26 protein-coding genes are annotated in these 25,035 nt (G+C 30.3%); 25 read left to right on the top strand and 1 reads right to left on the bottom strand.

The genetic code is table 11. From position 1 onward, the window contains the following. Nucleotides 1-35 precede the first annotated feature (35 nt). From JK636_RS04020 to JK636_RS03960, 13 genes are all read left to right on the top strand, one after another. Complete coding sequence (locus JK636_RS04020) at nt 36-296, top strand: stage V sporulation protein S (protein WP_202747560.1); 261 nt, start codon at nt 36-38, stop codon at nt 294-296. A gap of 218 nt (nt 297-514) precedes the next feature. Beyond that, complete coding sequence (gene smc, locus JK636_RS04015) at nt 515-4,087, top strand: chromosome segregation protein SMC (protein ID WP_202747559.1); 3,573 nt, start codon at nt 515-517, stop codon at nt 4,085-4,087. A gap of 41 nt (nt 4,088-4,128) precedes the next feature. Beyond that, nucleotides 4,129-5,043 (top strand): signal recognition particle-docking protein FtsY, encoded by a 915-nt coding sequence (ftsY, locus tag JK636_RS04010; protein WP_202747558.1) that lies wholly within the window; start codon nt 4,129-4,131, stop codon nt 5,041-5,043. Between the two features lie 80 nt (nt 5,044-5,123). Continuing rightward, nucleotides 5,124-5,471 (top strand): putative DNA-binding protein, encoded by a 348-nt coding sequence (locus JK636_RS04005; protein ID WP_202747557.1) that lies wholly within the window; start codon nt 5,124-5,126, stop codon nt 5,469-5,471. Between the two features lie 10 nt (nt 5,472-5,481). After that, nucleotides 5,482-6,837 carry a signal recognition particle protein gene (gene ffh / locus JK636_RS04000; RefSeq protein ID WP_202747556.1) on the top strand — a complete coding sequence of 452 codons (1,356 nt, stop codon included), beginning with the start codon at nt 5,482-5,484 and terminating at the stop codon, nt 6,835-6,837. 26 nt (nt 6,838-6,863) lie between these two features. Next, complete coding sequence (gene rpsP, locus JK636_RS03995; protein WP_202747555.1) at nt 6,864-7,121, top strand: 30S ribosomal protein S16; 258 nt, start codon at nt 6,864-6,866, stop codon at nt 7,119-7,121. Between the two features lie 18 nt (nt 7,122-7,139). Next, on the top strand, nt 7,140-7,367 hold the full coding sequence (locus tag JK636_RS03990; RefSeq protein WP_021655071.1) for a KH domain-containing protein: 228 nt from the start codon (nt 7,140-7,142) through the stop codon (nt 7,365-7,367). A gap of 64 nt (nt 7,368-7,431) precedes the next feature. Then, entirely contained in the window at nt 7,432-7,920 is a 489-nt protein-coding gene (gene rimM, locus JK636_RS03985) for a ribosome maturation factor RimM (RefSeq protein ID WP_202747554.1), read from the top strand. Further along, nucleotides 7,917-8,621, top strand: a complete 705-nt coding sequence (trmD, locus tag JK636_RS03980; RefSeq protein WP_202747553.1) for a tRNA (guanosine(37)-N1)-methyltransferase TrmD — start codon at nt 7,917-7,919, stop codon at nt 8,619-8,621. Before rimM ends, trmD begins: the two co-directional genes overlap by 4 nt. Before the next feature lie 115 nt (nt 8,622-8,736). Continuing rightward, entirely contained in the window at nt 8,737-9,081 is a 345-nt protein-coding gene (rplS, locus tag JK636_RS03975; protein ID WP_202747552.1) for a 50S ribosomal protein L19, read from the top strand. A 48-nt stretch (nt 9,082-9,129) separates the two neighbouring features. After that, nucleotides 9,130-9,645 carry a signal peptidase I gene (gene lepB / locus JK636_RS03970; protein ID WP_202747551.1) on the top strand — a complete coding sequence of 172 codons (516 nt, stop codon included), beginning with the start codon at nt 9,130-9,132 and terminating at the stop codon, nt 9,643-9,645. Nucleotide 9,646: 1 nt separating this feature from the next. Continuing rightward, on the top strand, nt 9,647-10,489 hold the full coding sequence (gene ylqF, locus JK636_RS03965) for a ribosome biogenesis GTPase YlqF (RefSeq protein WP_202747550.1): 843 nt from the start codon (nt 9,647-9,649) through the stop codon (nt 10,487-10,489). A 68-nt stretch (nt 10,490-10,557) separates the two neighbouring features. After that, nucleotides 10,558-11,340: a ribonuclease HII gene (locus JK636_RS03960; protein ID WP_243428153.1), complete on the top strand. Its 783-nt coding sequence runs from the start codon at nt 10,558-10,560 to the stop codon at nt 11,338-11,340. A 36-nt stretch (nt 11,341-11,376) separates the two neighbouring features. Here JK636_RS03960 and JK636_RS03955 read toward each other — a convergent pair whose 3' ends face one another. After that, complete coding sequence (locus JK636_RS03955; protein WP_202747549.1) at nt 11,377-11,745, bottom strand: YraN family protein; 369 nt, start codon at nt 11,743-11,745, stop codon at nt 11,377-11,379. Nucleotides 11,746-11,891: 146 nt separating this feature from the next. Between JK636_RS03955 and JK636_RS03950 the strand changes: the two genes are divergently transcribed. The 12 genes from JK636_RS03950 (at nt 11,892) to rseP (ending at nt 25,021) form a co-directional block, all read left to right on the top strand. Beyond that, nucleotides 11,892-13,415: a YifB family Mg chelatase-like AAA ATPase gene (locus JK636_RS03950; RefSeq protein WP_202747548.1), complete on the top strand. Its 1,524-nt coding sequence runs from the start codon at nt 11,892-11,894 to the stop codon at nt 13,413-13,415. A 64-nt stretch (nt 13,416-13,479) separates the two neighbouring features. Further along, on the top strand, nt 13,480-14,547 hold the full coding sequence (gene dprA / locus JK636_RS03945) for a DNA-processing protein DprA (RefSeq protein ID WP_202747547.1): 1,068 nt from the start codon (nt 13,480-13,482) through the stop codon (nt 14,545-14,547). Nucleotides 14,548-14,670: 123 nt separating this feature from the next. Then, a complete protein-coding gene (topA, locus tag JK636_RS03940; RefSeq protein ID WP_202747546.1) occupies nt 14,671-16,761 on the top strand; it encodes a type I DNA topoisomerase in 2,091 nt (696 codons plus the stop codon). 202 nt (nt 16,762-16,963) lie between these two features. After that, the gene (gene codY, locus JK636_RS03935) at nt 16,964-17,740 is read left to right on the top strand and encodes a GTP-sensing pleiotropic transcriptional regulator CodY (RefSeq protein ID WP_202747545.1); all 777 of its coding nucleotides are present in this window, start codon (nt 16,964-16,966) and stop codon (nt 17,738-17,740) included. Nucleotides 17,741-17,874: 134 nt separating this feature from the next. Next, the gene (gene rpsB, locus JK636_RS03930) at nt 17,875-18,576 is read left to right on the top strand and encodes a 30S ribosomal protein S2 (RefSeq protein WP_202747544.1); all 702 of its coding nucleotides are present in this window, start codon (nt 17,875-17,877) and stop codon (nt 18,574-18,576) included. Nucleotides 18,577-18,659: 83 nt separating this feature from the next. Further along, entirely contained in the window at nt 18,660-19,580 is a 921-nt protein-coding gene (gene tsf / locus JK636_RS03925) for a translation elongation factor Ts (RefSeq protein WP_202747543.1), read from the top strand. 105 nt (nt 19,581-19,685) lie between these two features. After that, entirely contained in the window at nt 19,686-20,396 is a 711-nt protein-coding gene (pyrH, locus tag JK636_RS03920; RefSeq protein ID WP_202747542.1) for a UMP kinase, read from the top strand. 14 nt (nt 20,397-20,410) lie between these two features. Then, nucleotides 20,411-20,968, top strand: a complete 558-nt coding sequence (gene frr / locus JK636_RS03915) for a ribosome recycling factor (protein ID WP_202747541.1) — start codon at nt 20,411-20,413, stop codon at nt 20,966-20,968. Nucleotides 20,969-21,060: 92 nt separating this feature from the next. Further along, nucleotides 21,061-21,825 carry an isoprenyl transferase gene (locus tag JK636_RS03910; protein WP_202747540.1) on the top strand — a complete coding sequence of 255 codons (765 nt, stop codon included), beginning with the start codon at nt 21,061-21,063 and terminating at the stop codon, nt 21,823-21,825. Nucleotides 21,826-21,834: 9 nt separating this feature from the next. Continuing rightward, nucleotides 21,835-22,632: a phosphatidate cytidylyltransferase gene (locus tag JK636_RS03905; protein ID WP_202747539.1), complete on the top strand. Its 798-nt coding sequence runs from the start codon at nt 21,835-21,837 to the stop codon at nt 22,630-22,632. Nucleotides 22,633-22,831: 199 nt separating this feature from the next. Further along, nucleotides 22,832-23,989 carry a 1-deoxy-D-xylulose-5-phosphate reductoisomerase gene (locus tag JK636_RS03900; RefSeq protein ID WP_202747538.1) on the top strand — a complete coding sequence of 386 codons (1,158 nt, stop codon included), beginning with the start codon at nt 22,832-22,834 and terminating at the stop codon, nt 23,987-23,989. A gap of 21 nt (nt 23,990-24,010) precedes the next feature. Continuing rightward, nucleotides 24,011-25,021, top strand: coding sequence for an RIP metalloprotease RseP (gene rseP, locus JK636_RS03895; RefSeq protein ID WP_202748721.1), 1,011 nt, complete (start codon nt 24,011-24,013; stop codon nt 25,019-25,021). Nucleotides 25,022-25,035: the final 14 nt, after the last annotated feature.

The following is a 25,035-nucleotide window of genomic DNA, read 5'->3' as shown; positions in this document are numbered from 1 at the left end:
AATTTGTTAACAGATTTTGTAGGGAGGAATTAATAATGGAAGTATTAAAAGTATCAGCACAATCTCAGCCAAAATCAGTAGCAGGAGCTTTAGCAGCAGTTCTTAGAGAGAATAGTGCAGCGGAAGTTCAAGCAGTAGGAGCAGGTGCAGTTAATCAAGCAGTAAAAGCTATAGCAATTACAAGAGGATTTGTAGCTCCAAACGGAATAGACTTAGTTGTTGTCCCTGCGTTTTCAGAGATAATTATAGAGGGAGAAGAAAGAACGGCAATTAAATTTATTGTAGAACCTAGATAAGTAAGCAAAACCGTGCGAGTCACGGTTTTTTTATTTGTACATTGATATTTTTTTTATTATACTATAAACTTATGTAGTATAATAAAAGCTTTATGCAAGGAGTGTATATGAATGAATAAAAAGCAACGTGAAAAATATACAAAAATATTAGTTTACTTTATGATTTTCATATTTATATTAGGATTGCTACCTATGCTTTTTAGATAAGGAGTGTACTTATGTTCTTAAAATCAATAGAAATTAGAGGCTTTAAGTCTTTTGCTGATAAAACAGAGCTAACCTTTATAAAAGGCGTTACGACAGTTGTAGGTCCTAATGGCAGCGGAAAGAGCAATATATCTGATGCGGTAAGATGGGTACTGGGAGAGCAAAGTATCAAAAGTCTAAGAGGCGGAAAAATGGAAGATGTTATTTTTGCAGGTACTCAGTATAGGAAACCTGTTGGTCTTGCGCAAGTAGCATTAACTCTAGACAATAGTGACGGTGCTTTACCTATCGACTACTCTGATGTAACCATATCAAGAAGACTTTATCGTTCTGGAGAAAGTGAATACTATATTAATAATACTCACTGCAGATTAAAAGATATTCAAGAGCTTTTTATGGATACGGGAATAGGTAAAGAAGGATATTCAATAATTGGACAAGGTAAAATTGATGCTATTTTAAGCGGCAAACCAGAAGAACGAAGAGGACTCTTAGAAGAAGCTGCTGGTATAGTTAAGTTTAAAACTAGAAAAGAAGAGGCCGAAAAAAAATTAGGAAACACAGAGCAAAATTTAATTAGAATAAAAGATATAATAAAGACATATGAAGATAGATTAGAACCTCTAAGATTAGAAAGTGAAAAAGCAAAAGCTTTTTTAGATTTCTCACAGAGTCTTAAAGAAAAAGAAGTTAATATAATTATCTATTCCTTAGAAGAAATAAAAAGCAAGGATAATTATATTAAACAGGAAATAGAAAAAATACAAGAAAGTATACACAGTCTTGTTATAAAGAAGGATGAATATAAAAACAAGTTGAACACTCTGGAAAATGAATTAGAAAATCATGAGGTATCTACGCAAAACAACCAGCAAAAATTTTATGAACTAAAATCTGACTATCAGAATATTAATTCTGAAACAGATCTTATCAAAGAAAGAATAAATAATCTACAGCTATCAATAGAAAAAAATATTAGTGATATTAAAGAAATTCAAGATAAAGCTAAAAATATAACTGAAACAAAAAATAACCAAGAAGAATTTTTAAAACAGTATCAAGAAGAGCAGCTAAATATTAATGGACATATTGAAGCTTATGAAAAGCAAATTATGGATATAAATTATTTGATAAACAATAATGAGTTGCTAATAAATCAATACAAAGATGAAAGTATGAATTTATTAAATCAAATAACAAATAATAAAAATGATATTTCTATTCTTAATAATGAGCTTCAAAGAATGAGCAAAAAAATAGATGAGTTGAAATCTTTTTGTGAAAATAATATTAATTCAGTCAAAATTAATTCTACAACTATAGCTATGTTGGAAAAAAATGTGATTGAAATTAATAATAAGATAATTGACTATGAGAATAAAATAAAAAATAACAAACAAGAGATTTCTAAGCTGAATTTAATAATTAGCAAGGATGAAAAACAGCTTAAAGATCATAGTATATCAGCTAACAAACTTGAAGCTAATTATCAGATGCTCCTTAATCTTGATAAACAATATGAAGGCTATAATAAATCTGTAAAACTACTAATGCAGCATATTAACAGTGGAAAAATCCAAGATGCTTTTTCAAAATGTTATGTTCTGGGAGAAGTTATAAATGTAAAAAAAGACTTGGAAACTGCAATTGAAATTGCATTAGGCGGAGCTATCTCAGATATTATAACTGATAATGAGGATACAGCAAAAAAGTTAATTATGTACCTCAGAACTAATAATATAGGAAGGGCAACATTTTTGCCACTAAGTATTATTAAAGGTAAAAAAGTATCTAATATCGATAGCCTTAAAAATGCTGCAGGTTTTATAGGTATAGCAAGCAATCTTATTGAATATGATAAAAAGTTTACTAATGCTATAGATTATATCCTAGGAAGAACCATTATTGCCTCGAATATGGATTGTGCTTTATCTATAGCTAAAAAAACTGACTATAGTTATAAAATAGTTACACTGACTGGTGAAACTATTAACCCAGGTGGTTCTTTAACTGGAGGAAGCACATTTCACAAATCAACCAGCATAATAAGCAGGAAAAGAGAGATAGAGGATCTTTATATAAAGCTTCAGGAAGAAAATAATTTAATTAATAATTTATCATCTTCTGTAGAATCTAATAAAAAAATAGTAAGGGCTTTAGATGAAGAGTGTTTAAACTTGAAAGATGAAGAATATAAGGAAAACATTGAAATAACAAAACTAAAAGGAAAAATCGCTGCTATAGCATCAGAAAATGATAGGCTGACTAAATCACTTGAATCATCAAAATCCGAAATACAAATACTAAAGAAAGATTATGATAGCAGTCGAGAGGAAATTACAAAAAAAGAGTTATCCTTAAATGAATTGCTCAAAAATCAAGTTGATAATACTAACAATCTGAATGAATATGAAGCACAAATAATAAGCAAATCAAATCATATAAAGGAACTTAAAGAAAAGCACACAAGTTTGAAAATTAAAAAGGCCCAAGTAGATGAGATAGTACTTAATAAAATTAGAGAACTAGAAAGATTATCAAGTGAGCTTGAAGAGTTAAATAAAAAAGGTTATACCCTCGAAAACGAATTAGCTAATTATAAAATTTCAATAAGTGAAGGATATTTACAAATTAAAAATAATGATAATAAAATTAATTCAATTAAAGCTTCAATAGAAAATTATGAAGAAACGTTTAGACAAAGTGAAATAGAAAAAATAAGAATTAAAGAAGCTATTAAAATTACCAATAATATATTAGAAGAGAATGTCCTTTTACTATCAAAAAAAGAAGATGAATACCATAAACAGCAGGTTATATTAGCTAAGCTTGAAACAGAAATCGAGTCATTATATTCCAGACTAAATGAAGAAATGGGATTAACTTATGCAGAGGCGCTTCAATACAAGACAGAGGTAAAAAATGTTGATTCCTTAAAGAGGAGTATTTCAGAACTTAAGCACCAGATTTCTAATTTAGGGGTAGTTAATGTAGGCGCTATAGAAGAATATAAAGAAGTTATAGAAAAGTATACTTTTATGAATTCCCAAAAGGAAGATTTGGTAGAGGCAAAATTAGAACTTATCCAAATGATTAATGAAATGACGGATAAAATGAAGACGGTTTTTAATGAAAATTTAGCTAAGTTAAAAATTATATTTAATGAAACCTTTAAGGAGTTATTTAAAGGCGGAAGCGCTGATTTGATTTTATCAGAAGGTGATGAACTAACTGCTAATATAGAAATCAATGTTGAGCCGCCTGGGAAAAAACTGCAAAATATAAATCTTATGTCTGGTGGAGAAAAGGTATTATCAGCTATTGCGCTTCTGTTTTCAATATTAAAAATGAAGCCTACACCCTTCTGTATATTAGATGAAATAGAGGCAGCACTCGATGATGCAAATGTACTTAGATATGCAGAATTTTTGAAGAAGTTTTCAAATAATGTTCAGTTTATTGTTATAACACATAGAAAAGGAACAATGGAAGTAAGTGATGTTTTGTATGGTGTTACTATGGAGGAAAAAGGTATTTCAAAAGTAGTATCTGTAGATTTTAATAAGCATCCATATACAGCTTAATTTACTTACTTATATTTAATTCTTGATTATGGAGGAAAATAATGTTTAATGCTTTTTTCGAAAAACTCAAAAATGGTCTTTCTAAGACCAAAGACGGATTAACTGATAGAATAGGAGAAATGCTTAATCTGTATGTAACTATAGATGACGAACTCTATGACGAACTTGAAGAAATACTAATAACCTCAGATATAGGCGTAGAAACTGCTCTAGAAATAATTAACAGAGTAAGGATAAAAGTTAAAGAAGATAGAATAAAGCAGCCTAGTGAAGTTAATAATTGTCTAAAACAAGTTTTAATAGAAATGATGGATTCGAATGAAGAAAATAGTTTAATTTCAAAGACCCCATCTATTCTTCTTATAGTAGGAGTTAATGGAGTTGGAAAAACTACTTCAATAGGTAAAATTGCTGCAAAGCTCAAGAATGATAATAAAAAAATTCTCTTAGCTGCAGCTGATACCTTTAGAGCTGCTGCAATAGATCAGCTTGAAGTTTGGAGCAATAGAGCTTCAGTTGATTTAGTTAAGCATCAAGAAGGTTCTGATCCTGCAGCTGTAGTATTTGATGCAATACAAGCTGCAAAGTCAAGAAAAGTTGATGTGCTTATATGTGATACTGCTGGAAGACTTCATAATAAAAAAAATCTAATGGATGAATTAGGTAAGATAAACAAAATAATAGAAAGAGAGTTTTCTGAAGCTCAAAAACAGACTTTACTGGTATTGGATGCTACAACTGGACAAAATGCTGTTCAACAGGCAAAACAATTTATGGATGTTTGCAAAGTGGATGGAATAATTCTTACTAAATTAGATGGAACTGCAAAGGGTGGTGTGGTTATATCAATAAAGCATCAGCTTAATATACCTGTTAAACTAATAGGTGTTGGTGAAGGTATTGATGATTTGCAAGAATTTGTTCCAAAAGATTTTGTTGAAGCTCTTTTTGAATAAAATTTTATGGCTGTTAAGTAAAAATACTTGACAGCCTTTTTAATGTCTGATATTATAATTGCTGTGGGTAAGGTGGTTATATGGAAGAAAGATTTGATATTTCTATTCTATTAGATTTTTATGGAAATCTTTTGACAGAAAAACAACTTGATATAATGAATATGTATTATAATGAAGATTTATCATTAAGTGAAATTGCTGAGCTTAATAATACAAGCAGACAGGCGATTCATGATATAATAAAAAGATGTCAAAAACTTTTGATTGGCTATGAAAATAAATTACATCTAAAAAAAAAGAGTGCTGACAATGCTTTAATTAAAAAATCTTTATTGAAAAAACTTGATGTTATAAAGTGCAAAGTTAATAATAATGATATAGAATTATATATAAATGATATTGAAAAAGAGATAATGGAGAATTTATAGGAGGATTACAATGGCTTTTGAAGGATTGGCTTCTAAACTTCAAGATACTATAAAAAAGCTCAAGGGAAAAGGTAAGTTAAACGAAAAAGATATAAAAGAAGCTATGAGAGAGGTTAAGCTTGCATTATTAGAGGCTGATGTTAATTATAAAGTTGTTAAAGATTTTATAAATAATGTAAGCGAAAAATGTACCGGAAAAGAAGTACTAGAAAGTTTAACTCCTGGACAGCAAGTTATTAAAGTTGTAAATGACGAGCTAACATCTCTTATGGGAAATAGTGAAAGCACCATAAATTATGTTAATAATGGTATTACTGTTATCATGCTTGTAGGTCTTCAAGGTGCCGGTAAGACTACAATGGCCGGCAAACTAGCTCTACAGCTAAGAAAGAAAAATAAGAAGCCTGTTTTAGTTGCTTGTGATATTTACAGGCCTGCCGCAATAAAACAATTGCAAGTTGTAGGAAAGCAAATTGATGTTCCTGTTTTTACTATGGGTGATAAGGTAAGCCCTGTTGATATAGCAAAAGCTTCATTAGAACATGCTAAAAATAACAATTATAATGTTGTAATAGTAGATACAGCTGGAAGACTTCATATTGATGAAGATTTAATGGGTGAACTCAGAAGTATGAAGGATTCAATACAACCAAACGAAATTATGCTTGTTGTGGATTCGATGACTGGACAGGATGCTGTTAATGTGTCTCAAAGCTTTAATGAGCAGCTTGATATTACAGGGGTTATATTAACTAAATTAGATGGTGATACTAGAGGCGGAGCCGCATTATCAATAAAAGCAATAAGCGGAAAACCAATAAAATTCATAGGTGTTGGCGAAAAAATGAATGATCTTGAAGTATTTTATCCTGACAGAATGTCTTCAAGAATCCTAGGTATGGGTGATGTTCTTTCATTAATTGAAAAAGCACAATCAGCCATCGATGAAAAACAAGCCAAAGAATTAAGCGCAAAAATGATGAGTCAGGAATTTAATCTGGATGATTATTTGTCTTTGATGAGTCAAATGAAGAAGCTTGGCCCTCTTAATAAAATAATGGAAATGATGCCTGGTGTTAATTCAAAAGAGCTTCAAGGGGTTGATTTTACACAAGGTGAAAAAGAGTTAAAAAGACGTGAGGCCATAATAAATTCCATGACTAAAAAAGAAAGAACAAATCCTAGTTTAGTTAGCAGCTCTCCATCAAGGAAGAAAAGAATAGCTCTAGGCTCAGGAAGTAATATACAAGAAATAAATAAATTTCTTAAAGAATTTGATATGATGAAAAAGTTAATGAAACAGACTAAAAACATGCAAAAGGGCATGAAAAAAGGTATCTTTGGCAAGTTGCCCTTTATGAGTTAGTCGTACTTTAAAAGGAGGTGAAATAAATGGCTGTAAAGATAAGATTAAGAAGAATGGGTGCTAAAAAAGCTCCATTTTATAGAGTTGTTGTTGCTGATTCAAGATCTCCAAGAGATGGAAGATTTATTGAAGAAATAGGTTATTACAATCCTACTACAGAACCTGCTCTTATTAAAATTGATGAAGAAAAAGCTGCACAATGGGTAAAGAATGGTGCTCAACCATCAGAAATAGTTAAAAAGCTTTTTAACAGAGCTGGACTTAACGAAAAGCTTTCAAAGTAATCACTGGGGGTGTATTCTGTGAAGGAATTAGTTGAAATTATAGCTAAATCATTAGTTGATAACCCAGAAGCTGTTCAAGTTAATGAAGTTCTAGGTGAACAATCTATTATACTTGAGCTTAAAGTTGCACCTGAAGATATGGGAAAAGTGATAGGAAAACAGGGAAGAATAGCGAAAGCTATCAGAACTGTAGTTAAAGCAGCAGCTATTAAAGATAATAAAAGAGTTGTTGTAGAAATAATATAGGGTTTAGGTGTATCCTAAACCCTTATTTCATTTTAAAGTAAATTAACTAAGAGGTGAAAGGGTAATGAAGGAATTTTTGACTGTAGGTCAAATTATTAATACCCACGGGCTACAAGGAGAATTAAAAGTATATCCTCTAACAGACGACATTAGAAGATTTAGAAAGTTAAAAAAAATATACATAGATAATGTTGAGAATACAGTTATATGGTGTAAATTACAAAGTGATAAGGTTATACTTAAAGTTGAAGGTATAGACAGTATAGAAAAAGCACAAAAATATAAAGATAAGTACATAGAGATACCTAGAGAGGAAGCTGTACCCCTATCTGAAGGTGAGCACTTTATAGCCGATATAATAGGCTGTAAAGTTTTAGATGAAAATGGCAGAGAACTAGGTACTGTCTACGACGTAATACAAACACCAAGTAATGATGTGTACTGGGTAAAAGGAAATACTGAAGTTCTAGTTCCTGCACTTAAAACTATTGTTTCTAACATAGACGTTACAAAAGGTATAATAATTATTAAACCACTAGAGGTATGGCAATGAAAATTCATATTTTAACACTGTTTCCTGAAATGTTTGATATTTTTAATTATAGTATTATAGGAAGATCAAAAGAAAAAAACTTAATAGATATCAATGCTATAAATATAAGAGATTTTTCTAAAGACAAACATAAAAAGGTTGATGATTATCCATATGGTGGCGGTGTTGGTATGATAATGACTGCTCAGCCAATAGTTGATTCAATACGGGCTGTTAGAAATATTAATAAAGGTAAAGTTATCTTTTTAGGACCTAAGGGAAAATCTTTTAATCAGGATATGGCAAAAGAACTTTCAGCAGAAAGTGAGCTTATATTTTTGTGTGGTCATTATGAAGGAATAGATGAGAGAGTGTATTCTTATATAGATGATGAAATTTCATTAGGAGATTTTGTATTAACAGGCGGTGAAATGGCCTGTATACCAATTATAGATAGTATTTGCAGATTGGTTCCTGGTGTTTTGTCCAGTTCAGAAAGTTTTATGGATGAATCTTTCTTTTCAGGGCTTTTGGAATACCCTCAATATACTAGACCTGAGTATTTTGAAAATATTCAAGTCCCTGAAATACTCTTGTCTGGCCATCATGAGAATATTAGAAAATGGAGAAGAGTGCAATCTCTTCGTATTACAAAAGAAAAAAGACCGGATTTATTTAAAAAGTTTGAACTAACTAAAGAAGACAAAAAATTGCTTAAATAATTAATATATTGCATTAATATATGATATATGTTAAAATACATTTTGTGCTAGTACGGGCGTTCCTCTGATACAAAAGCGATCAAGAACGTCAAAAAAATATTAGGAGGGAATGCACATGTTAGAAATTATAAGAGCTATAGAAGCTGAACAAATCAGAACTGACTTACCTAAATTTAATGTTGGTGATACTGTTAAAGTTCACGTTAAAGTAAAAGAAGGTAATAGAGAAAGAATACAGATATTCGAAGGTATCGTTCTAAAGAGACAGAATGGTGGAATCAGAGAGACATTTACAGTAAGAAGAATTTCTTATGGAGTAGGTGTTGAAAGAACTTTCCCTGTAAACGCTCCTATTATTAGTAAAATTGATGTTGTTAGAAGAGGTAAGGTTAGAAGAGCTAAACTATTCTATTTAAGAGATAGAGTTGGTAAAGCAGCAAAAGTTAAAGAGTTAATATAAAGAGGGGTCTATTTAGACCCTTTTTTATATATAAAGGGAAGTGTTAAAATGCTAAAAAACTTAATTGAGTTAGCTAAATCTGTAATAATTGCTATAGTTGCAGCAGTTCTTATAATAACTTTTGTTTTTGAAACAGTTAGCGTTGATGGCCTATCCATGTTTCCAACATTAAATAATAAGGATAGGTTAATAGTTGAAAAGGTTTCCTACTATTTTAGATATCCTAAGGTTAATGATATTATTGTATTAAAGTATCCAGCAGATACAAGAGAGAAATTCATAAAAAGAGTTGTAGCTGTAGCTGGTGATAAAGTAAAAATTGAAGATAATAGACTTTTTGTAAACGGTATTGAAAAGGATGAACCCTATCTAAATGAAAAATTTATAAATGGATTTTTTAATGAAGTTACTGTACCTGAAAATACTGTTTTTGTTTTAGGGGATAATAGAAATAATAGTAGAGACAGCAGATTTCCGGATGTAGGATTTGTTAATAAAAAGCTTATAGTTGGTAGGGCTGTTTTAAGATTATACCCATTCAACAAGATAGGAAGGATTAGATAATATGGCAATAAACTGGTTTCCAGGACATATGGCGAAAACAAGAAGAGAACTAAAGGAAAATATTAAACTTGTAGATGCCGTTATTGAAATAAGAGATGCACGAATAGTTAAATCCAGCAGAAATCCAGAAATTGATGATATTTGTGGAGATAAACCTAGGGTTATTTTGTTAAATAAAAGCGATTTAAGCGAAGAGAGCGTAACCAATCAGTGGATTAAGTCTCTTTCAAAAAATAATGTTGCAGCCATAACAGTGAATAGTGTAAGTGGAGGTGGTCTAAATTTAATCAAGCCTACTTTAGATAAAATTTTGAAAGAAAAGCACGATAGATTAAAAGCTAAAGGGCTGTCAAATATTACAACACGTGTTATGGTTGTAGGAATCCCTAATGTAGGTAAATCATCATTTATAAATAAGCTTGCTAAAAATAATATAGCTAAAACTGGTGATAGACCTGGTGTTACTAAAAGCAGGCAGTGGATAAAAACAAAGATAGGTATAGAGCTTATGGATACTCCGGGTATATTATGGCCTAAATTCGAGGATGAAGATGTTGCTCTTAATTTAGCTTTTACCGGTGCTATCAAGGACGAGGTAATGGATATTGAGGAACTTGCTCTTAAACTTATAGAGAAGCTTTCTATAGATTATAAAAACAGACTACAAGAAAGATATAAACTGGAACATATAGGCGATAGTCCATTAGAGACCATGGATAATATAGCAAAGAAAAGAGGAACGATACTATCAGGCGGCATAATCGATTATAATCGCGTTTCAGTAATGATTTTAGATGAATTTAGAGGAGGAAAGTTAGGGAAGATTTCATTAGAAAGGCCTTAACTTGAGGAATATTATTTGTGAACAGTATGAATGATTCAAACATTGATTTTACGAAAATGAATTATAATATGATAAAGAAACTTGCAGATAGTTTTAAAGATGATTATACAAATTTTAATATCACTAAAGAATCAATATTACAAATAATTAAATTGCTTAATGAAGATGATAGAAAAAATGTTCAAGAATTATCTATAAGACTATCGAAACAAATACAATCTTTTGATACAGAAGTTTCTAGAGTAAAAAATATGTATAACTTTGATAAAAATTATTTATCTTTAGGATACATAGCTGGCGTTGATGAGGTCGGACGCGGACCTTTAGCAGGCCCTATAGTAGCAGCCGCAGTTGTACTTAACTTAAACACTACAAAAGATTCTGAGCTAATATTAGGTATAAAAGATTCTAAAAAACTATCAAGCAAAGCTAGAGAAGAACTGTCCTCAAAGATTATGAAAAAAGCTATAAGTTATTCTTTTTCTGTAATAGATAGTAATGAAATTGATTCAAAAGGAATAGCTTGGTGTAATAATGAGGTTTTTAAAATAGCTGTCTCAAAACTTAATACGCTGCCTAATTTAGTTTTATCAGATGGATATCCAATAAAGAATTTTAAAATTAAAAATAATTATGTCATAAAAGGTGATGAAAAAAGTGCAAGTATTGCTTGTGCTTCTATTATAGCAAAGGTTTACAGAGACAATATAATGAAAGATTATTCAAAAATATATCCTGAATATTCTTTTGAAGAAAATTCAGGTTATGGTACAAAAGAACATATAGATGCTATAAAAAAGTATGGACCTTGTAAGATACATAGAATGTACTTTTTAAGGAATATAATTTAAATAAAACCAAGTGTGGTTAGTATTTCGCACTTGGTTTTATGTTTGAAAAGCATTTTTTATCAAAGTAACAGTATATTCATTACAGTACTTATTCAATATTACTTCAATAACATCAAATCGAAAAGTTAACTTTTCAATTCTATTTTTTAGTATATAAAATTGTGCAACCTTACATATCTTGTATTGCTTTCCTTTAGTTACAGCCTCTCTCGGGTATCCGTACTGCTTATCATATCTTGTTTTAACCTCAATAAAGGTTATATAATTGCCATCTCTTGCTATTATGTCAATTTCACCTATATTACACCGAAAGTTTCTGCTCATTATTTCATACCCTAGATTTTTAATATAATTTTCAGCTATTTCCTCTCCATATGAACCAACAGGTTTATTTTGATTGTTCATAAACTAGTCTCCTTACAAGATTTTAATTTACTATTTATTAATATTGACAGGTATTTTAATACTAAACAATTTTATTTATATTTATATTTATTTTTAGTTATATAAATATATTTATTTGTCAATAATTTATGGCTAGAGGTGATAATATGTCTGTTAAAATAAATACTGCAACCTTTAGCGGAATTGAAGGTATAAGTATCACTGTTGAAATTGATATTTCTATGGGTTTGCCAACTTTTAATATTGTTGGCCTTGCAGATACTTCAGTAAAAGAATCAAAAGAAAGAGTAAGAGCTGCTATTATAAATTCTGGTTTTGAATTTCCTATAAATAGAATAACTATTAATTTGGCACCTGCAGATATAAAGAAAGACGGATCTCTGTTTGATTTACCAATTGCTATAGGCATTTTAGCAGCTTCTAAGCAAATCTACTCTGAAGATATAGATAAATATTTATTTATAGGTGAACTTTCATTATCAGGTGAAATACGAAAAATAAGGGGAGCACTTCCTATCATTATAGAAGGCCTAAAGAATGATATTAAAAATTTTATAATACCAACCAATAATAGAGTTGAATGCTCAATAGTAAAAAATTCTTGTATATATCCTTTTGACAATTTAAAACAAGTTATAAGTTTTTTAGAGAATGAAGATATGCTTCCCATAACTATTAATTATAGTAATGAACAGGAAAATAACAATTCCAAATTTGACTTTGAGGATGTTATTGGTCAGGAGAGCAGTAAAAGAGCTATAGAGGTAGCAGCTGCCGGAGGTCACAATATACTTCTTTGGGGGCCTCCTGGCTCGGGTAAAAGCATGCTTGCATCAAGAATACCAAGTATATTACCAGAGCTTGATTACGAAGAAGCTTTAGAAGTTACTAAAATTTATAGTGTTTCTGGAAATTTAAAAGAGGAAGGGCTTGCTAAATATAGACCATTTAGAAATCCTCACCATACCAGCTCTAATATATCGTTAATAGGTGGTGGACGCAATCTCGCCCCAGGAGAAATATCATTGTCACACAACGGTGTATTATTTCTGGATGAAATGCTTGAATTTAAAAAAAGCGTTCTGGAAGTATTGAGGCAACCCTTAGAAGATAAGATTGTAAAAATATCACGTGCTAACGGTAATATAAGCTATCCTGCTAATTTCATGTTAGTCGGAGCGACTAATCCATGTCCCTGCGGTTTTTATGCAAGTAATACCAAAGTATGTACATGTACTGATCATGAGAAGAAATTGTATCTAAGTAAATTATCGGGGCCTCTCCTTGATAGAATAGATATTTTTTCATTTGTAACATCTTTAAAATATGAGGAATTTAATAAAAAAACTAAAAGTGAACCTTCTGTGTCTATAAAAGAAAGAATTGTCAAAGCCAGAGAAATTCAAAAGTCACGATATAAAAATGATAAATTATGCTGCAATTCGCAGATGACTGGGAATCAAATTGATAAATACTGTAAGCTTGATAGTCAAAGCAATAAACTATTAAAAGTTGTATATACAAAATATAATTTAAGTAATAGAGCATATAATCGCTTACTTAAATTATCAAGGACTATTGCGGACTTAGATGGCAGAGAAGATATACAGTATAGTGATGTGATAGAGGCTATACAATATAGAAAATTCATTAATGAAAATATAGTTTGATAAAAATATTTAATCAGTATATTATTGGTAATTATTTTAATGTTATAATTAGGAGTATATTGCAATGATTGAACATGATATTTGGTTTTCAACACTTAAGTTATCAAACCAAACTAAAAATAATCTCATAAAATATTATAAAGATCCTAATAACTTGTGGGATGCCCTTTCTCAAGGTGATTTGGTTTATAAACAACTAAAAAATATACTAATTGATAGTTGGGATGATAAAAAAATAAATTTTATTAAAGATATAATAATAAAAAGTAACATAAAAATAACAACATATAATAAAGAAAATTATCCTAGTAAGCTAAGATTATATGATGACTCTCCTGTCGTTTTATATTATTACGGAAATATAGATATGTTAAATACAAGGACTAATGTTTCCATTGTAGGTTCTAGGAAAAATTCTATTTATGGAACAAATGTTACAAAACTTATATCAAAAGAATTAGCTATTAATGATATAAATATTATTAGTGGTCTTGCAAAAGGAATAGATACCTATGCTCATTCTACTTGTATTGAGAATGATGGCTTTACATGTGCTGTACTTGGCTGTGGTATAGACATAATTTATCCAAAAGAAAATAAAATTTTATATGAAGATATGAAATTTAAAGGTGTAATTTTATCAGAATTTCCTCCTGGAACACAACCATACGCATATAATTTTCCGATTAGAAATAGAATTATAAGCCAATTAAGTGATTTGGTTATAATCGTTGAGGCTGGAATTAAAAGTGGTTCACTAATTACTGCAAATTTAGCTTTAGAACAAGGTATAGATGTTATGGCAGTTCCTGGTTCTATATTTTCGGAACAAAGCAAAGGATGCAACAAGATTATTAGAGATGGAGCCTATCCATTGACTTCTATAGAAGATGTTTTTGAATTATTAAAAACGAACTATATACATACTGGCAATAATAGTTATACATTAAATCCTAGTGAAAAGAAAATTCATGAGTTAATTAATGATAGCCCTATACATATTGATGATATTATTAAAATAGCTAATATTGACATTAAACAATTATATGAGGTATTATTTGAATTGCAACTAAAAAATGAAATAATGTGCTTGTCTGGAAATTATTATGTAAAAAACATTAAAGAAATATAATTATATATATAAATCTTTAATAATTTGCATATTAACAAATAAATTACAAATAATTTATTTGATAGTACTATATTATGAGGGGGTGAATAGCCTAGTTAATAACTAAATTAGCTAGGTATATATATGGGTCAGAAGTTAGTAATTGTTGAGTCACCTGCTAAAGCTAAAACTATAAGTAAATATCTTGGAAAAGATTTTATAGTAGAAGCATCAATGGGGCATATAAGAGATTTGCCTAAAAGCCAATTAGGAGTGGATAAGGAAAATAATTATACTCCTAAGTACATAACAATAAGAGGAAAAGGCGAGCTGCTGGAAAAACTAAGAAAAGCCGCAAAAAAAAGTGATAAAATTTATTTGGCGACAGACCCTGATAGAGAGGGCGAGGCAATTTCGTGGCACTTATCAAAAATATTAAATATAAGTGATTCCGAAAAGTGCAGAATAGAGTTCAATGAGATTACAAAAAATGCAGTAAAAACCGCAATTAAAAACCCAAGGACTTTAAATATAAATTTAGTCGATGCACAACAAGCAAGGAGAGTTTTAGACAGGCTTGTTGGCTATGAGATAAGCCCAATCTTATGGAGAAAAATAAGGTGGGGCCTCAGTGCTGGAAGAGTTCAATCTGTTGCTCTAAAGATGGTGTGTGATAGAGAAAATGAGATAAATACATTTTCTCCAAAAGAATACTGGTCTATTGATTCCAAATTACTTTCACCAAATAGCAAAAAAACTTTTATAGTAAAATTGTTTTCAAAAGATAATAAAAAAATCGAAATACATAATGAATCTGAGAGCAATAAAATAATTGAAGAATTAAATTCACAAAATTTTGTCGTAGATAAAATTAAAAAATCACAAAAAAACAAAAATCCTCTTCCTCCATTTACAACTAGTACTCTACAACAAGACGCCTATAAAAAATTGAATTTTTCAACAAAACGAACTATGTCTATTGCGCAGCAGCTTTACGAAGGAATAGATATTAAAAGCCATGGAACATTGGGTCTTATAACTTATATGAGAACGGATTCCGTTAGAGTTTCAGAAGAAGCTCAAAAATCGGCTGGCGAATTTATTGAAAATAACTTCGGTAGCGAATATAAGCCTGAAAACCCAAGAATCTTTAAAAGCAAAAAAAATATTCAAGATGCTCATGAGGCAATAAGACCTTCTTATATAGATTTAACTCCTGAGAAGGTAAAAGATAGTTTAAAGGATGAACAATATAAACTTTACTCATTAATTTGGAAAAGATTTATTGCAAGTCAAATGTCATCTAGTATACTTAATACAATAACTGTAGAAGTCATAAATGGGAACTATCAATTAAGGGCAAGCGGATCTACAGTAAAATTTGATGGTTTCATGAAAATTTATGAATATTCAACAGACGAAGAAGAAGAATCAACTTACCTTCCAGATTTATATGAAGGTGACACCTTGACTAAAAAATCCATAGAAGGAAAACAGCACTTTACACAACCGCCTGCAAAATATTCAGAAGCGACATTGGTTAAAACATTGGAAGAATACGGTATTGGGAGGCCGAGTACATATTCCCCCATTATTTCTACATTATTAGACAGAAAATATATAGAAAGAGATAAAAAAACTTTGATTCCAACAGAGTTAGGAATAATTGTAAACAATGTTGTTAGTGATTACTTTAAAGAAATAGTTGATGTTGAGTTCACTGTAGATATTGAAGAAAAACTAGATAGAGTTGAGGAAGGTAAAGATAATTGGAATAAAGTTGTAGATGAATTCTTCAAACCAATTAAAGAATCAATTGAGATAGCTGAAAAAGAATTATCAAAAATTACAATAGAAGACAAAATAAGCGAAGAAAAATGCGATAAATGTGGCCGAAACATGGTAATAAAACACGGACGTTTTGGAGATTTTCTAGCTTGCCCAGGTTATCCTGAATGTAAAAACACAAAACCAATAGTTGAGAAATTAGATGTTAAGTGCCCAAAGTGCGGTGAGAATATTCTTATTAAAAAAAGCAAGAAAGGCAAGAAATTTTTTGGATGCAGTGGCTATCCAAATTGCGATTATGTCAGCTGGTTTGAACCAACTAATGAAAAATGTGATTTATGTGAAGGGTTAATGGTAAAAAGGTATTCAAAATCCAAAGGAAACTTCCTTGAATGTTCAAATCCAGAGTGTAAAAACAAAAAATATAGTGATGATAAACAAATATAATGCAAAATATTGTCGAACTTAATAAAAAATATGTTGAATTATAAGAGACCTTGTGATATTATTGTTTGGGAAAAAGAATCCAATTCAAAATTTTTCAAAAAGTCTTAATTAATAAAGCTTTTATAGAAATTATTTCCTTTAGTGCTATTGACATAAAAAATATCATGTAATTAATATTATGAGAAACGTAGGAGGAATTTAAATGGCATCTTTATTAAATAAAACCCGTATGCTAAATAAAATTTTGCAAAAGTCAGGAACCGAGCCAGTTGTATTTGATGACATTTGTAAATTATTAAGTGATGTTCTATCATGTAATGTTTATATAATTAGCAGAAAAGGTAAAATACTTGGCTATAATTTATCTGCAGACTTTGAGTGTGATGTTGTAAAAAGCAAAATAATCACTGAAATGAGATTTCCTGAAAGTTATAATAATAAGTTATTGAACGTTCATGAAACACTATCAAATATAGAGAATGATGGGCTATGTACATTCGAACAGGAAATGGAATGTAAAATACAAAGCAAACTTTCCACTATAGTACCAATAAACGGTAACAGAGAGCGTTTAGGTACACTTTTAATTGCTAGATTCGATAATCAGTTTAATGATGATGATTTAGTTTTATCTGAATATAGTGCTACTATTATTGGACTTGAAATATTAAGATCAAAAAGTGAACAAATAGAAGATGAAGCAAGAAAGAAAGCTGTAGTTCAATTAGCAATTGGTACTCTTTCATATTCTGAATTGGAAGCTGTAGAACATATATTTAATGAACTCGAAGGTAGCGAGGGACTTTTAGTTGCTTCAAAGATAGCTGATAAAGTTGGTATTACTAGATCGGTTATTGTTAATGCTTTAAGAAAATTTGAAAGTGCAGGCGTTATAGAATCAAGATCTTTAGGAATGAAGGGAACTCATATAAAAATATTAAATGATAAACTTCTTGACGAATTAAAAAAAATAAAATAAAATGTTGAACAGCATAAAAGCTTATGTTATACTACATAAGTAGAAAATACACACACTATCAAACTTATGAATTGGTGCCCTTGGGTAGTTCATAAGTATGACGATAGTGGAGGAAAAACCTAGGAGGTAGAAAAATGTCAGTTATATCAATGAAACAATTATTAGAAGCAGGTGTTCATTTTGGACATCAAACAAGAAGATGGAACCCTAAGATGGCTCCATATATCTTTACAGAAAGAAACGGTATCTATATTATCGATCTTCAGAAAACTGTAAAGAAAATAGAAGATGCATATGAATTTGTTAAGAGTGTATCAGCAGAAGGAAAAGATGTTTTATTCGTTGGTACAAAGAAACAAGCTCAAGAAGCTATCCAAGAGGAAGCTGTTAGAAGTGGAATGCACTTTGTAAACAATAGATGGTTAGGCGGAATGCTAACTAACTTTAGAACAATAAAAGCAAGAATAAGAAGATTAGAAGAGTTGAATAAAATGGAAGAGGACGGAACATTTGAAGTTCTTCCTAAGAAAGAAGTTATAAAATTAAAAGCTGAAAGAGAAAAACTAGAAAAAAATCTAGGCGGAATTAGAAACATGGACAGCAACAATATCGGAGCTTTATTTGTTGTTGACCCAAGAAAAGAAAAAAATGCAATCTCAGAAGCTAAAATACTTGGTATACCAGTAGTTTCTATTGTTGATACTAACTGTGATCCAGATGAGGTTGATTATGTAATACCTGGTAATGATGATGCTATAAGAGCTGTTAAACTTATAACTGCAAAGATAGCAGATGCTATAATTGAAGGAAGACAAGGCGAACAATTAGCTGAGTAATTTTATTATAAGTAATAAAAAAGGTAGGTGAAAAGTTAATTTCATTTACCTTTTAAATTAACTTTTTATAGGAGGAATTATAAATGATTACCGCACAGATGGTTAAAGAATTAAGAGAAAGAACTGGCGCTGGCATGATGGAATGCAAAAAAGCATTAAATGAATCTAACGGCGATTTAGAAAAAGCAGTTGAAATTTTAAGAGAAAGAGGATTAGCTGCTGCTGCAAAAAAGGCAGGAAGAGTTGCTTCCGAAGGATTGGTTGAAACTTATATTAGTGATGATAAAAAGTCTGGATCAATAGTTGAAATAAACTGCGAGACTGATTTCGTTTCAGCTAATGAAGAATTTGCTTCATTAAGTAAAAATATAGCAAAACAAGTTGCTTCTACTAATGCTAAAACTATAGATGAATTAATAGAAGAAAAATACATAGCTGATAATAATATTTCAATTAAGGATGCTGTTACTGCTTTAATCGCAAAATTAGGTGAAAATATGGCAGTAAGAAGATTTAACAGATTCTCAATTGATAAAGGTGTGGTACATAGTTATATTCATGGCGGCGGAAGAATAGGTGTATTAGTTGAAGTAGCCTGTGAAAAAGAGAGCGATGAAGTAGCAACTGTTGCTAAGGATGTTGCTATGCAAGTTGCTGCTGCAAATCCATTATTCCTAAGCAGGGATCAAGTTGATAATGATACACTTGCTAAAGAAAGAGAAATATATAAAGTTCAAGCTATGAATGAAGGAAAACCTGAGCATATAGCAGAAAAAATGGTTGAAGGAAGAATCCAAAAGTACTATAAAGAAAATTGCTTGTTAGAGCAAGTTTGGATTAGAAATTCTGATTTAACAATAACTAAGTATTTACAAGAAAAATCAAAAGAAATTGGTGCACCTATAACTGTTACTAGATTTGTAAGATTTGAAAAAGGCGAAGGTATTGAAAAGAAAGAAGAAAACTTTGCTGAAGAAGTTCGTAAACAAATGCAACAGGGATAATTATTGAAAGAGAACATCTTGTGTTCTCTTTTTTTAAGATAATTATAAAATTTACATTTTTCTATTATACTATGTAATTATTGCTAATTTGGAGGTATAATATATATGAAAACAGCAAAGTACAAAAGAATTATGCTTAAATTATCAGGTGAAGCTCTTGCAGGGCCAAATGGATTTGGTATTGATTTTAATGTTGCCCAAAGAATTGCAGAAGAAATCAAAGAAATCTCGGATATGGGCATTGAAATAGGCGCTGTAGTAGGTGGAGGAAATATCTGGAGAGGACGCTCTGGAGAAGGTATGGATAGAACAACAGCTGATTATATGGGCATGCTTGCAACCTGTATAAATGCTCTTGCACTACAGGATTCCTTAGAAAATATAGGTGTTAATACAAGAGTACAAACAGCAATAGAGATGCGTGAAGTCGCAGAACCTTTTATTAGAAGAAGGGCAATGAGACACCTAGAAAAAGGAAGAGTTGTAATTTTTGCAGCTGGAACTGGTAATCCATATTTCTCTACAGATACAACAGCTGCTTTAAGAGCAGCTGAAATAGAAGCTGATGCTATACTGCTTGCTAAAAAAGTAGATGGTGTTTATGATAAAGATCCTAATAAATATTCGGATGCTAAGAAATATAATAAACTTACATATATACAAGTTTTAGAACAAGGTTTACAAGTTATGGATTCAACTGCTACTTCTCTATGTATGGATAATAATATTCCTATACTAGTATTTGGACTAGACGCACCTGGAAATATCAAGAGAGTTGTATTAGGTGATGAAATCGGAACCTTAGTTTCAAAATAGAAGGAGGCAATTCTATGATTAAAGACATAACTCATAATACAAACGAAAAAATGAACAAGACTGTTTCTGTTTTAAAAAATGAATTAGCTTCTATGAAAGCAGGAAGAGCAAATCCTACAATGTTGGACAGAATTGAAGTAGAATACTATGGAAGTATGGCATCAATAAACCAAGTAGCTAATGTATCTGCACCAGAACCAAGGATAATACTAATTCAGCCTTGGGAAAAGAGTACACTTAAAGCCATTGAAAAAGCTATACTTAAATCTGACTTAGGATTAAATCCGTCAAATGACGGTTCGGTTATTAGACTTATTGTTCCAGAACTTACTGAGGAAACTAGAAGAAACTTAGTTAAGACAGTTAAAAAAACTGGTGAAGAGGCTAAAGTCGCTGTAAGATCTATAAGAAGAGAAAGCAACGATAAAATAAAATCATTAAAGAAAAACAATGAAATTTCAGAAGATGATTTAAAAAAATCAGAAGAAGATATTCAAAAGATAACTGATAATTTTGTAAAAGAAATAGATAAAATAATAGACGCAAAAGAAAAAGAAATTATGTCTGTATAAATAGAACCTGCGTTATCGCAGGTTCTATTTATACACATTAATTAAATGGCTAAAAATAAATAGGCAAATTTGTAGAAACGGAGAGATTTGTTGTGTTTAAATTCTTTAAATCAACAAAAAAGATTACTGATTCAGATAATGATAATATAGATATGGATAAAATACCTAAGCATATTGCGATTATCATGGATGGTAATGGAAGATGGGCAAGAGAAAGAAACCTTCCAAGAACTATGGGCCACAGAGCAGGAGTAGAAACTATACGTGATATCGTTAAAGAATGTAATAATCTTGGAGTTAAATATTTAACGTTATATGCATTTTCAACAGAAAATTGGGGAAGACCTTCTGAGGAAGTATCTACACTAATGAAATTGTTAGTTGAATACTTAAGAAATGAATTTGAAGAGTTGAATTCAAACAATGTAGTAATAAGTTCAATTGGTGATATATCAAAACTTCCTCAAATATGCCGAGCCGAGTTAATGACAGCCTATGAAAAAACAAAATTAAATACAGGTTTAATTTTAAATCTAGCTCTTAACTATGGTGGAAGAGATGAAATAACAACGGCTTTTAAAAAGATGTATACAGACTTAAAATTTAGCAGACTAAAAGAGGAAGATATAACCGAAGACACAATCTCAAGTTATTTATATACTAAAGGGATGCCGGATCCTGATATTATTATAAGACCGAGCGGCGAACAAAGAATAAGCAATTTTTTATTATGGCAAAGCGCTTACTCTGAATTTTGGATATCTGATATAAAATGGCCTGATTTTAAAAAAGAACACTTGCATAAAGCTATATTAGATTTCCAGAAAAGAGACCGAAGATTTGGCGGAGTAAAGTAGAGGTGTATTATGAATAAAAGATATTTAGGTGCATTATTAATATCACCATTTTTGATTTTTTTATTTTTAGGCGGAATTTATTTAAAATATATAATTATGTTAATGTCTTTAGCAGGAATGTATGAATATTTTAAGGTTTCAAAGCAAAAAAATATTAATCCAATGGAATACATAGCGTACTTATTGTGCGTCATATATTATATACTAATAAATAAAAATATTAACTATCAAAATATATTACTATTAATAATATTTTTAGTTTTTATTTTGTTATGTATACCAGTAATAAATATAAAATATAATTTTATAGATGTTGCTGTTACAGTCTTAGGCTTCATATATGTTTCAGTTTTTTTCAGCTTCATAGTATTAGTTGATATGAAACAATATGGAAACTACTTATTATGGCTAATATTCATATCTTCATGGCTATGCGATACTACAGCATATTATGCAGGAAGATATTTGGGAAAAAACAAACTATGTCCCAAAGTCAGTCCTAAAAAAACTATTGAGGGTTCAATTGGCGGTATGCTTGGAAGTTCATTAGGATGCTTGATATTTGGCTATATACTTAATAGATACGGAATTAACATCCCTCTTTATCATTTTATATTAATAGGGGTTTTATGCGGTATATTTGGCCAATTTGGAGATTTAGTAGCTTCCTCGATTAAAAGAGTTGCAGGCGTGAAAGATTACAGCAATTTAATTCCTGGACACGGCGGAATATTAGATAGGTTTGACAGCATATTGTTTTCAGCAGTAATAGTATACTATTATTTGACTATATTTTTAAAATTATAGTATTTATTAGTTTGTATTATATAATTTGAGCAGTTTATATTTATCATGTAAAATTATAATATGTGATAAATATAACTGCTTAATTTATTTTTAATTATATTTTTATTTTCAGTATTAATTATTTATATGCTATATTATTTTGTATATAATAAAATATATCTTCGATAGGTAAAACGTTAATTACTAGGAGGAAAAGAAATTGAAATATATAAGCATTTTAGGTGCAACAGGCTCAATAGGAACCCAAACTTTAGAAGTTTTAAGAAATTCTAATAATAGTTTTAAATTGTTAGGTTTTTCTGCAAATAAAAGTTACAGTGAAATCATAAACATAATTAATGAGTTTAATCCTGAGCATGTGGCAATTACAGATGAAACTACATATCAAAGGGTTAAGGATTTTTGCTCTAAAAATAATATTTGTATAGAAGTTTCCTATGGGATAGATGGACTTAATAAAGTAGCTACCCTTCCAGTTGTTAATATAGTTGTTACTTCAATTGTCGGAATGATTGGTCTTGTTCCTACAATCAATGCTATAAAAGCTGGAAAAGATATTGCATTAGCTAATAAAGAAACTTTAGTAGTAGGAGGTAAATTAGTTAAAGCTGAAGCTCAAAAACATAACGTAAAAATTCTACCTGTAGACTCAGAACATGGAGCAATATTTCAATGCCTTCAAGGAAATAAGCATTCGGAAGTTAAAAAAATAATACTGACAGCATCTGGTGGACCATTTAGAGGAAAAACCTCCGAAGAATTAAAATCTATAACACTTAAAGATGCATTGGCACACCCAAAATGGACTATGGGTAAAAAAATAACTATTGATTCAGCTACACTTATGAATAAAGGGTTGGAGGTGATTGAAGCTCATTGGCTTTTTAATATGAATTACTCAGATATTGATGTAGTAGTACATCCTGAAAGTGTAATCCATTCTATGGTGGAGTACATTGATGGGAGCGTTATGGCCCAAATGGCGGCAACTGATATGAAGTTACCGATACAATATGCAATAAATTATCCAAACAGACAAAATAGTGTTGTAGAGTATTTAGATTTTTGCAAAATTAAATCATTAACTTTTGAAAATCCAGATATATCTACCTTTAAATGTTTAAAACTAGCATATGAAGCAGGAGAAATCGGCGGTACACTGCCAACTATTTTAAACGGAGCTAACGAAGTGGCTGTTGATTTATTTTTAAATAATAAAGTAAGTTTTCTTAAAATTGGAGATATTATTGAGGAGTGCATGAATATATTTTCTTATTCTAATAATTTCACAATTAATGATATATTAGAAACAGACAATAAAGTTAGGAAATATGTTTATAATAAATATGGGGATTAAGGAGGAGTTTTTATGAGCATTATTTATTTATTAGGTGGGCTGTTAGCATTCAGTGTGTTGATTATAGTTCATGAATTTGGTCATTTTATTTTAGCCAAACTGAATGGGGTTAAAGTTGAAGAATTCTCTATTGGAATGGGACCAAAACTTTTTGGTGTTAAAGGGAAAGAAACAGAATACCTTATTAAGGCGTTTCCTATAGGCGGTTATGTTAAAATGCTGGGTGAGGAAGAACAAGTTTTAGATTCAAGATCATTTTCTTCCAAATCAGCGCCCCAAAAATTAAGTATAATTGCTGCAGGACCAATTATGAACTTTGTATTGGCAATTTTGCTTTTTACAGTAATAGGGTCAGTGAGAGGATTTCAAATTCCTGTGGTTGATAAGGTGGAAAATAATTTACCAGCCTATGAAGCAGGTATTCAAAAGGGCGATAAAATTATTAAAGTTAACAATAAAAAAATCAGCACTTGGGATGATTTCTTTACACAGGTATATATGGCAAATGGCGGTAATTTGAATATTACTTTATTAAGAGATGCTGAAAACAAAACATTAAATATTACTCCTGTAAAGGATACAAAGGAAAATAGATATATTATTGGAATCTATCCGGTTGTTCTTGAAAAGCCTGGTTTTTCAAAATCCGTATCCTATGGGTTTACTCAAACGAATACAATTATAAAACAAACCTTTGATGTCTTAAAAACCTTAGTTAAAGGTAAAGTATCTTCAAATGATATAGGTGGACCTATTACCATCATTAAGGTATCAACTAAGGCTGCTGAACAGGGGTTAATTCCACTTATGGCATTTGCAGCATATCTGAGTGTTCAATTAGCCATATTTAACATAATTCCTTTCCCCGCTCTTGATGGAGGATGGATTTTCCTACTATTATTTGAAATCATTACACGTAAGAAAATTGATGACAACAAGATCGGAATAGTCAATTACATAGGATTTGCTATTCTTATGACATTAATGGTAATTGTAGTAGTAAAGGATATTTTATATCCGATAAAACTTTAATATAATTAGGAGAT

This window comes from Clostridium rhizosphaerae (assembly GCF_016765585.1).
GTDB lineage: Bacteria > Bacillota > Clostridia > Clostridiales > Clostridiaceae > Clostridium_AT > Clostridium_AT rhizosphaerae.
The sequence above is the reverse complement of the archived record's forward strand: the minus strand, read 5'-3'. Positions and strand labels throughout refer to the sequence as shown.

Bases quoted from the DNA above. Each gene is read 5' to 3' on its own strand.
- JK636_RS04005 (WP_202747557.1), top strand. From the start codon at position 5,124: ATGGAAGAAAGATTTGATATTTCTATTCTATTAGATTTTTATGGAAAT.
- rpsB (WP_202747544.1), top strand. From the start codon at position 17,875: ATGTCAGTTATATCAATGAAACAATTATTAGAAGCAGGTGTTCATTTT.
- JK636_RS03950 (WP_202747548.1), top strand. From the start codon at position 11,892: ATGTCTGTTAAAATAAATACTGCAACCTTTAGCGGAATTGAAGGTATA.
- JK636_RS03955 (WP_202747549.1), bottom strand. From the start codon at position 11,745: ATGAACAATCAAAATAAACCTGTTGGTTCATATGGAGAGGAAATAGCT.
- trmD (WP_202747553.1), top strand. From the start codon at position 7,917: ATGAAAATTCATATTTTAACACTGTTTCCTGAAATGTTTGATATTTTT.
- smc (WP_202747559.1), top strand. From the start codon at position 515: ATGTTCTTAAAATCAATAGAAATTAGAGGCTTTAAGTCTTTTGCTGAT.
- codY (WP_202747545.1), top strand. From the start codon at position 16,964: ATGGCATCTTTATTAAATAAAACCCGTATGCTAAATAAAATTTTGCAA.
- ftsY (WP_202747558.1), top strand. From the start codon at position 4,129: ATGTTTAATGCTTTTTTCGAAAAACTCAAAAATGGTCTTTCTAAGACC.
- ylqF (WP_202747550.1), top strand. From the start codon at position 9,647: ATGGCAATAAACTGGTTTCCAGGACATATGGCGAAAACAAGAAGAGAA.
- tsf (WP_202747543.1), top strand. From the start codon at position 18,660: ATGATTACCGCACAGATGGTTAAAGAATTAAGAGAAAGAACTGGCGCT.
- rpsP (WP_202747555.1), top strand. From the start codon at position 6,864: ATGGCTGTAAAGATAAGATTAAGAAGAATGGGTGCTAAAAAAGCTCCA.
- lepB (WP_202747551.1), top strand. From the start codon at position 9,130: ATGCTAAAAAACTTAATTGAGTTAGCTAAATCTGTAATAATTGCTATA.
- ffh (WP_202747556.1), top strand. From the start codon at position 5,482: ATGGCTTTTGAAGGATTGGCTTCTAAACTTCAAGATACTATAAAAAAG.
- dprA (WP_202747547.1), top strand. From the start codon at position 13,480: ATGATTGAACATGATATTTGGTTTTCAACACTTAAGTTATCAAACCAA.
- rplS (WP_202747552.1), top strand. From the start codon at position 8,737: ATGTTAGAAATTATAAGAGCTATAGAAGCTGAACAAATCAGAACTGAC.
- topA (WP_202747546.1), top strand. From the start codon at position 14,671: ATGGGTCAGAAGTTAGTAATTGTTGAGTCACCTGCTAAAGCTAAAACT.
- rimM (WP_202747554.1), top strand. From the start codon at position 7,432: ATGAAGGAATTTTTGACTGTAGGTCAAATTATTAATACCCACGGGCTA.
- JK636_RS03905 (WP_202747539.1), top strand. From the start codon at position 21,835: ATGAATAAAAGATATTTAGGTGCATTATTAATATCACCATTTTTGATT.
- pyrH (WP_202747542.1), top strand. From the start codon at position 19,686: ATGAAAACAGCAAAGTACAAAAGAATTATGCTTAAATTATCAGGTGAA.
- JK636_RS04020 (WP_202747560.1), top strand. From the start codon at position 36: ATGGAAGTATTAAAAGTATCAGCACAATCTCAGCCAAAATCAGTAGCA.
- frr (WP_202747541.1), top strand. From the start codon at position 20,411: ATGATTAAAGACATAACTCATAATACAAACGAAAAAATGAACAAGACT.
- JK636_RS03960 (WP_243428153.1), top strand. From the start codon at position 10,558: ATGATAAAGAAACTTGCAGATAGTTTTAAAGATGATTATACAAATTTT.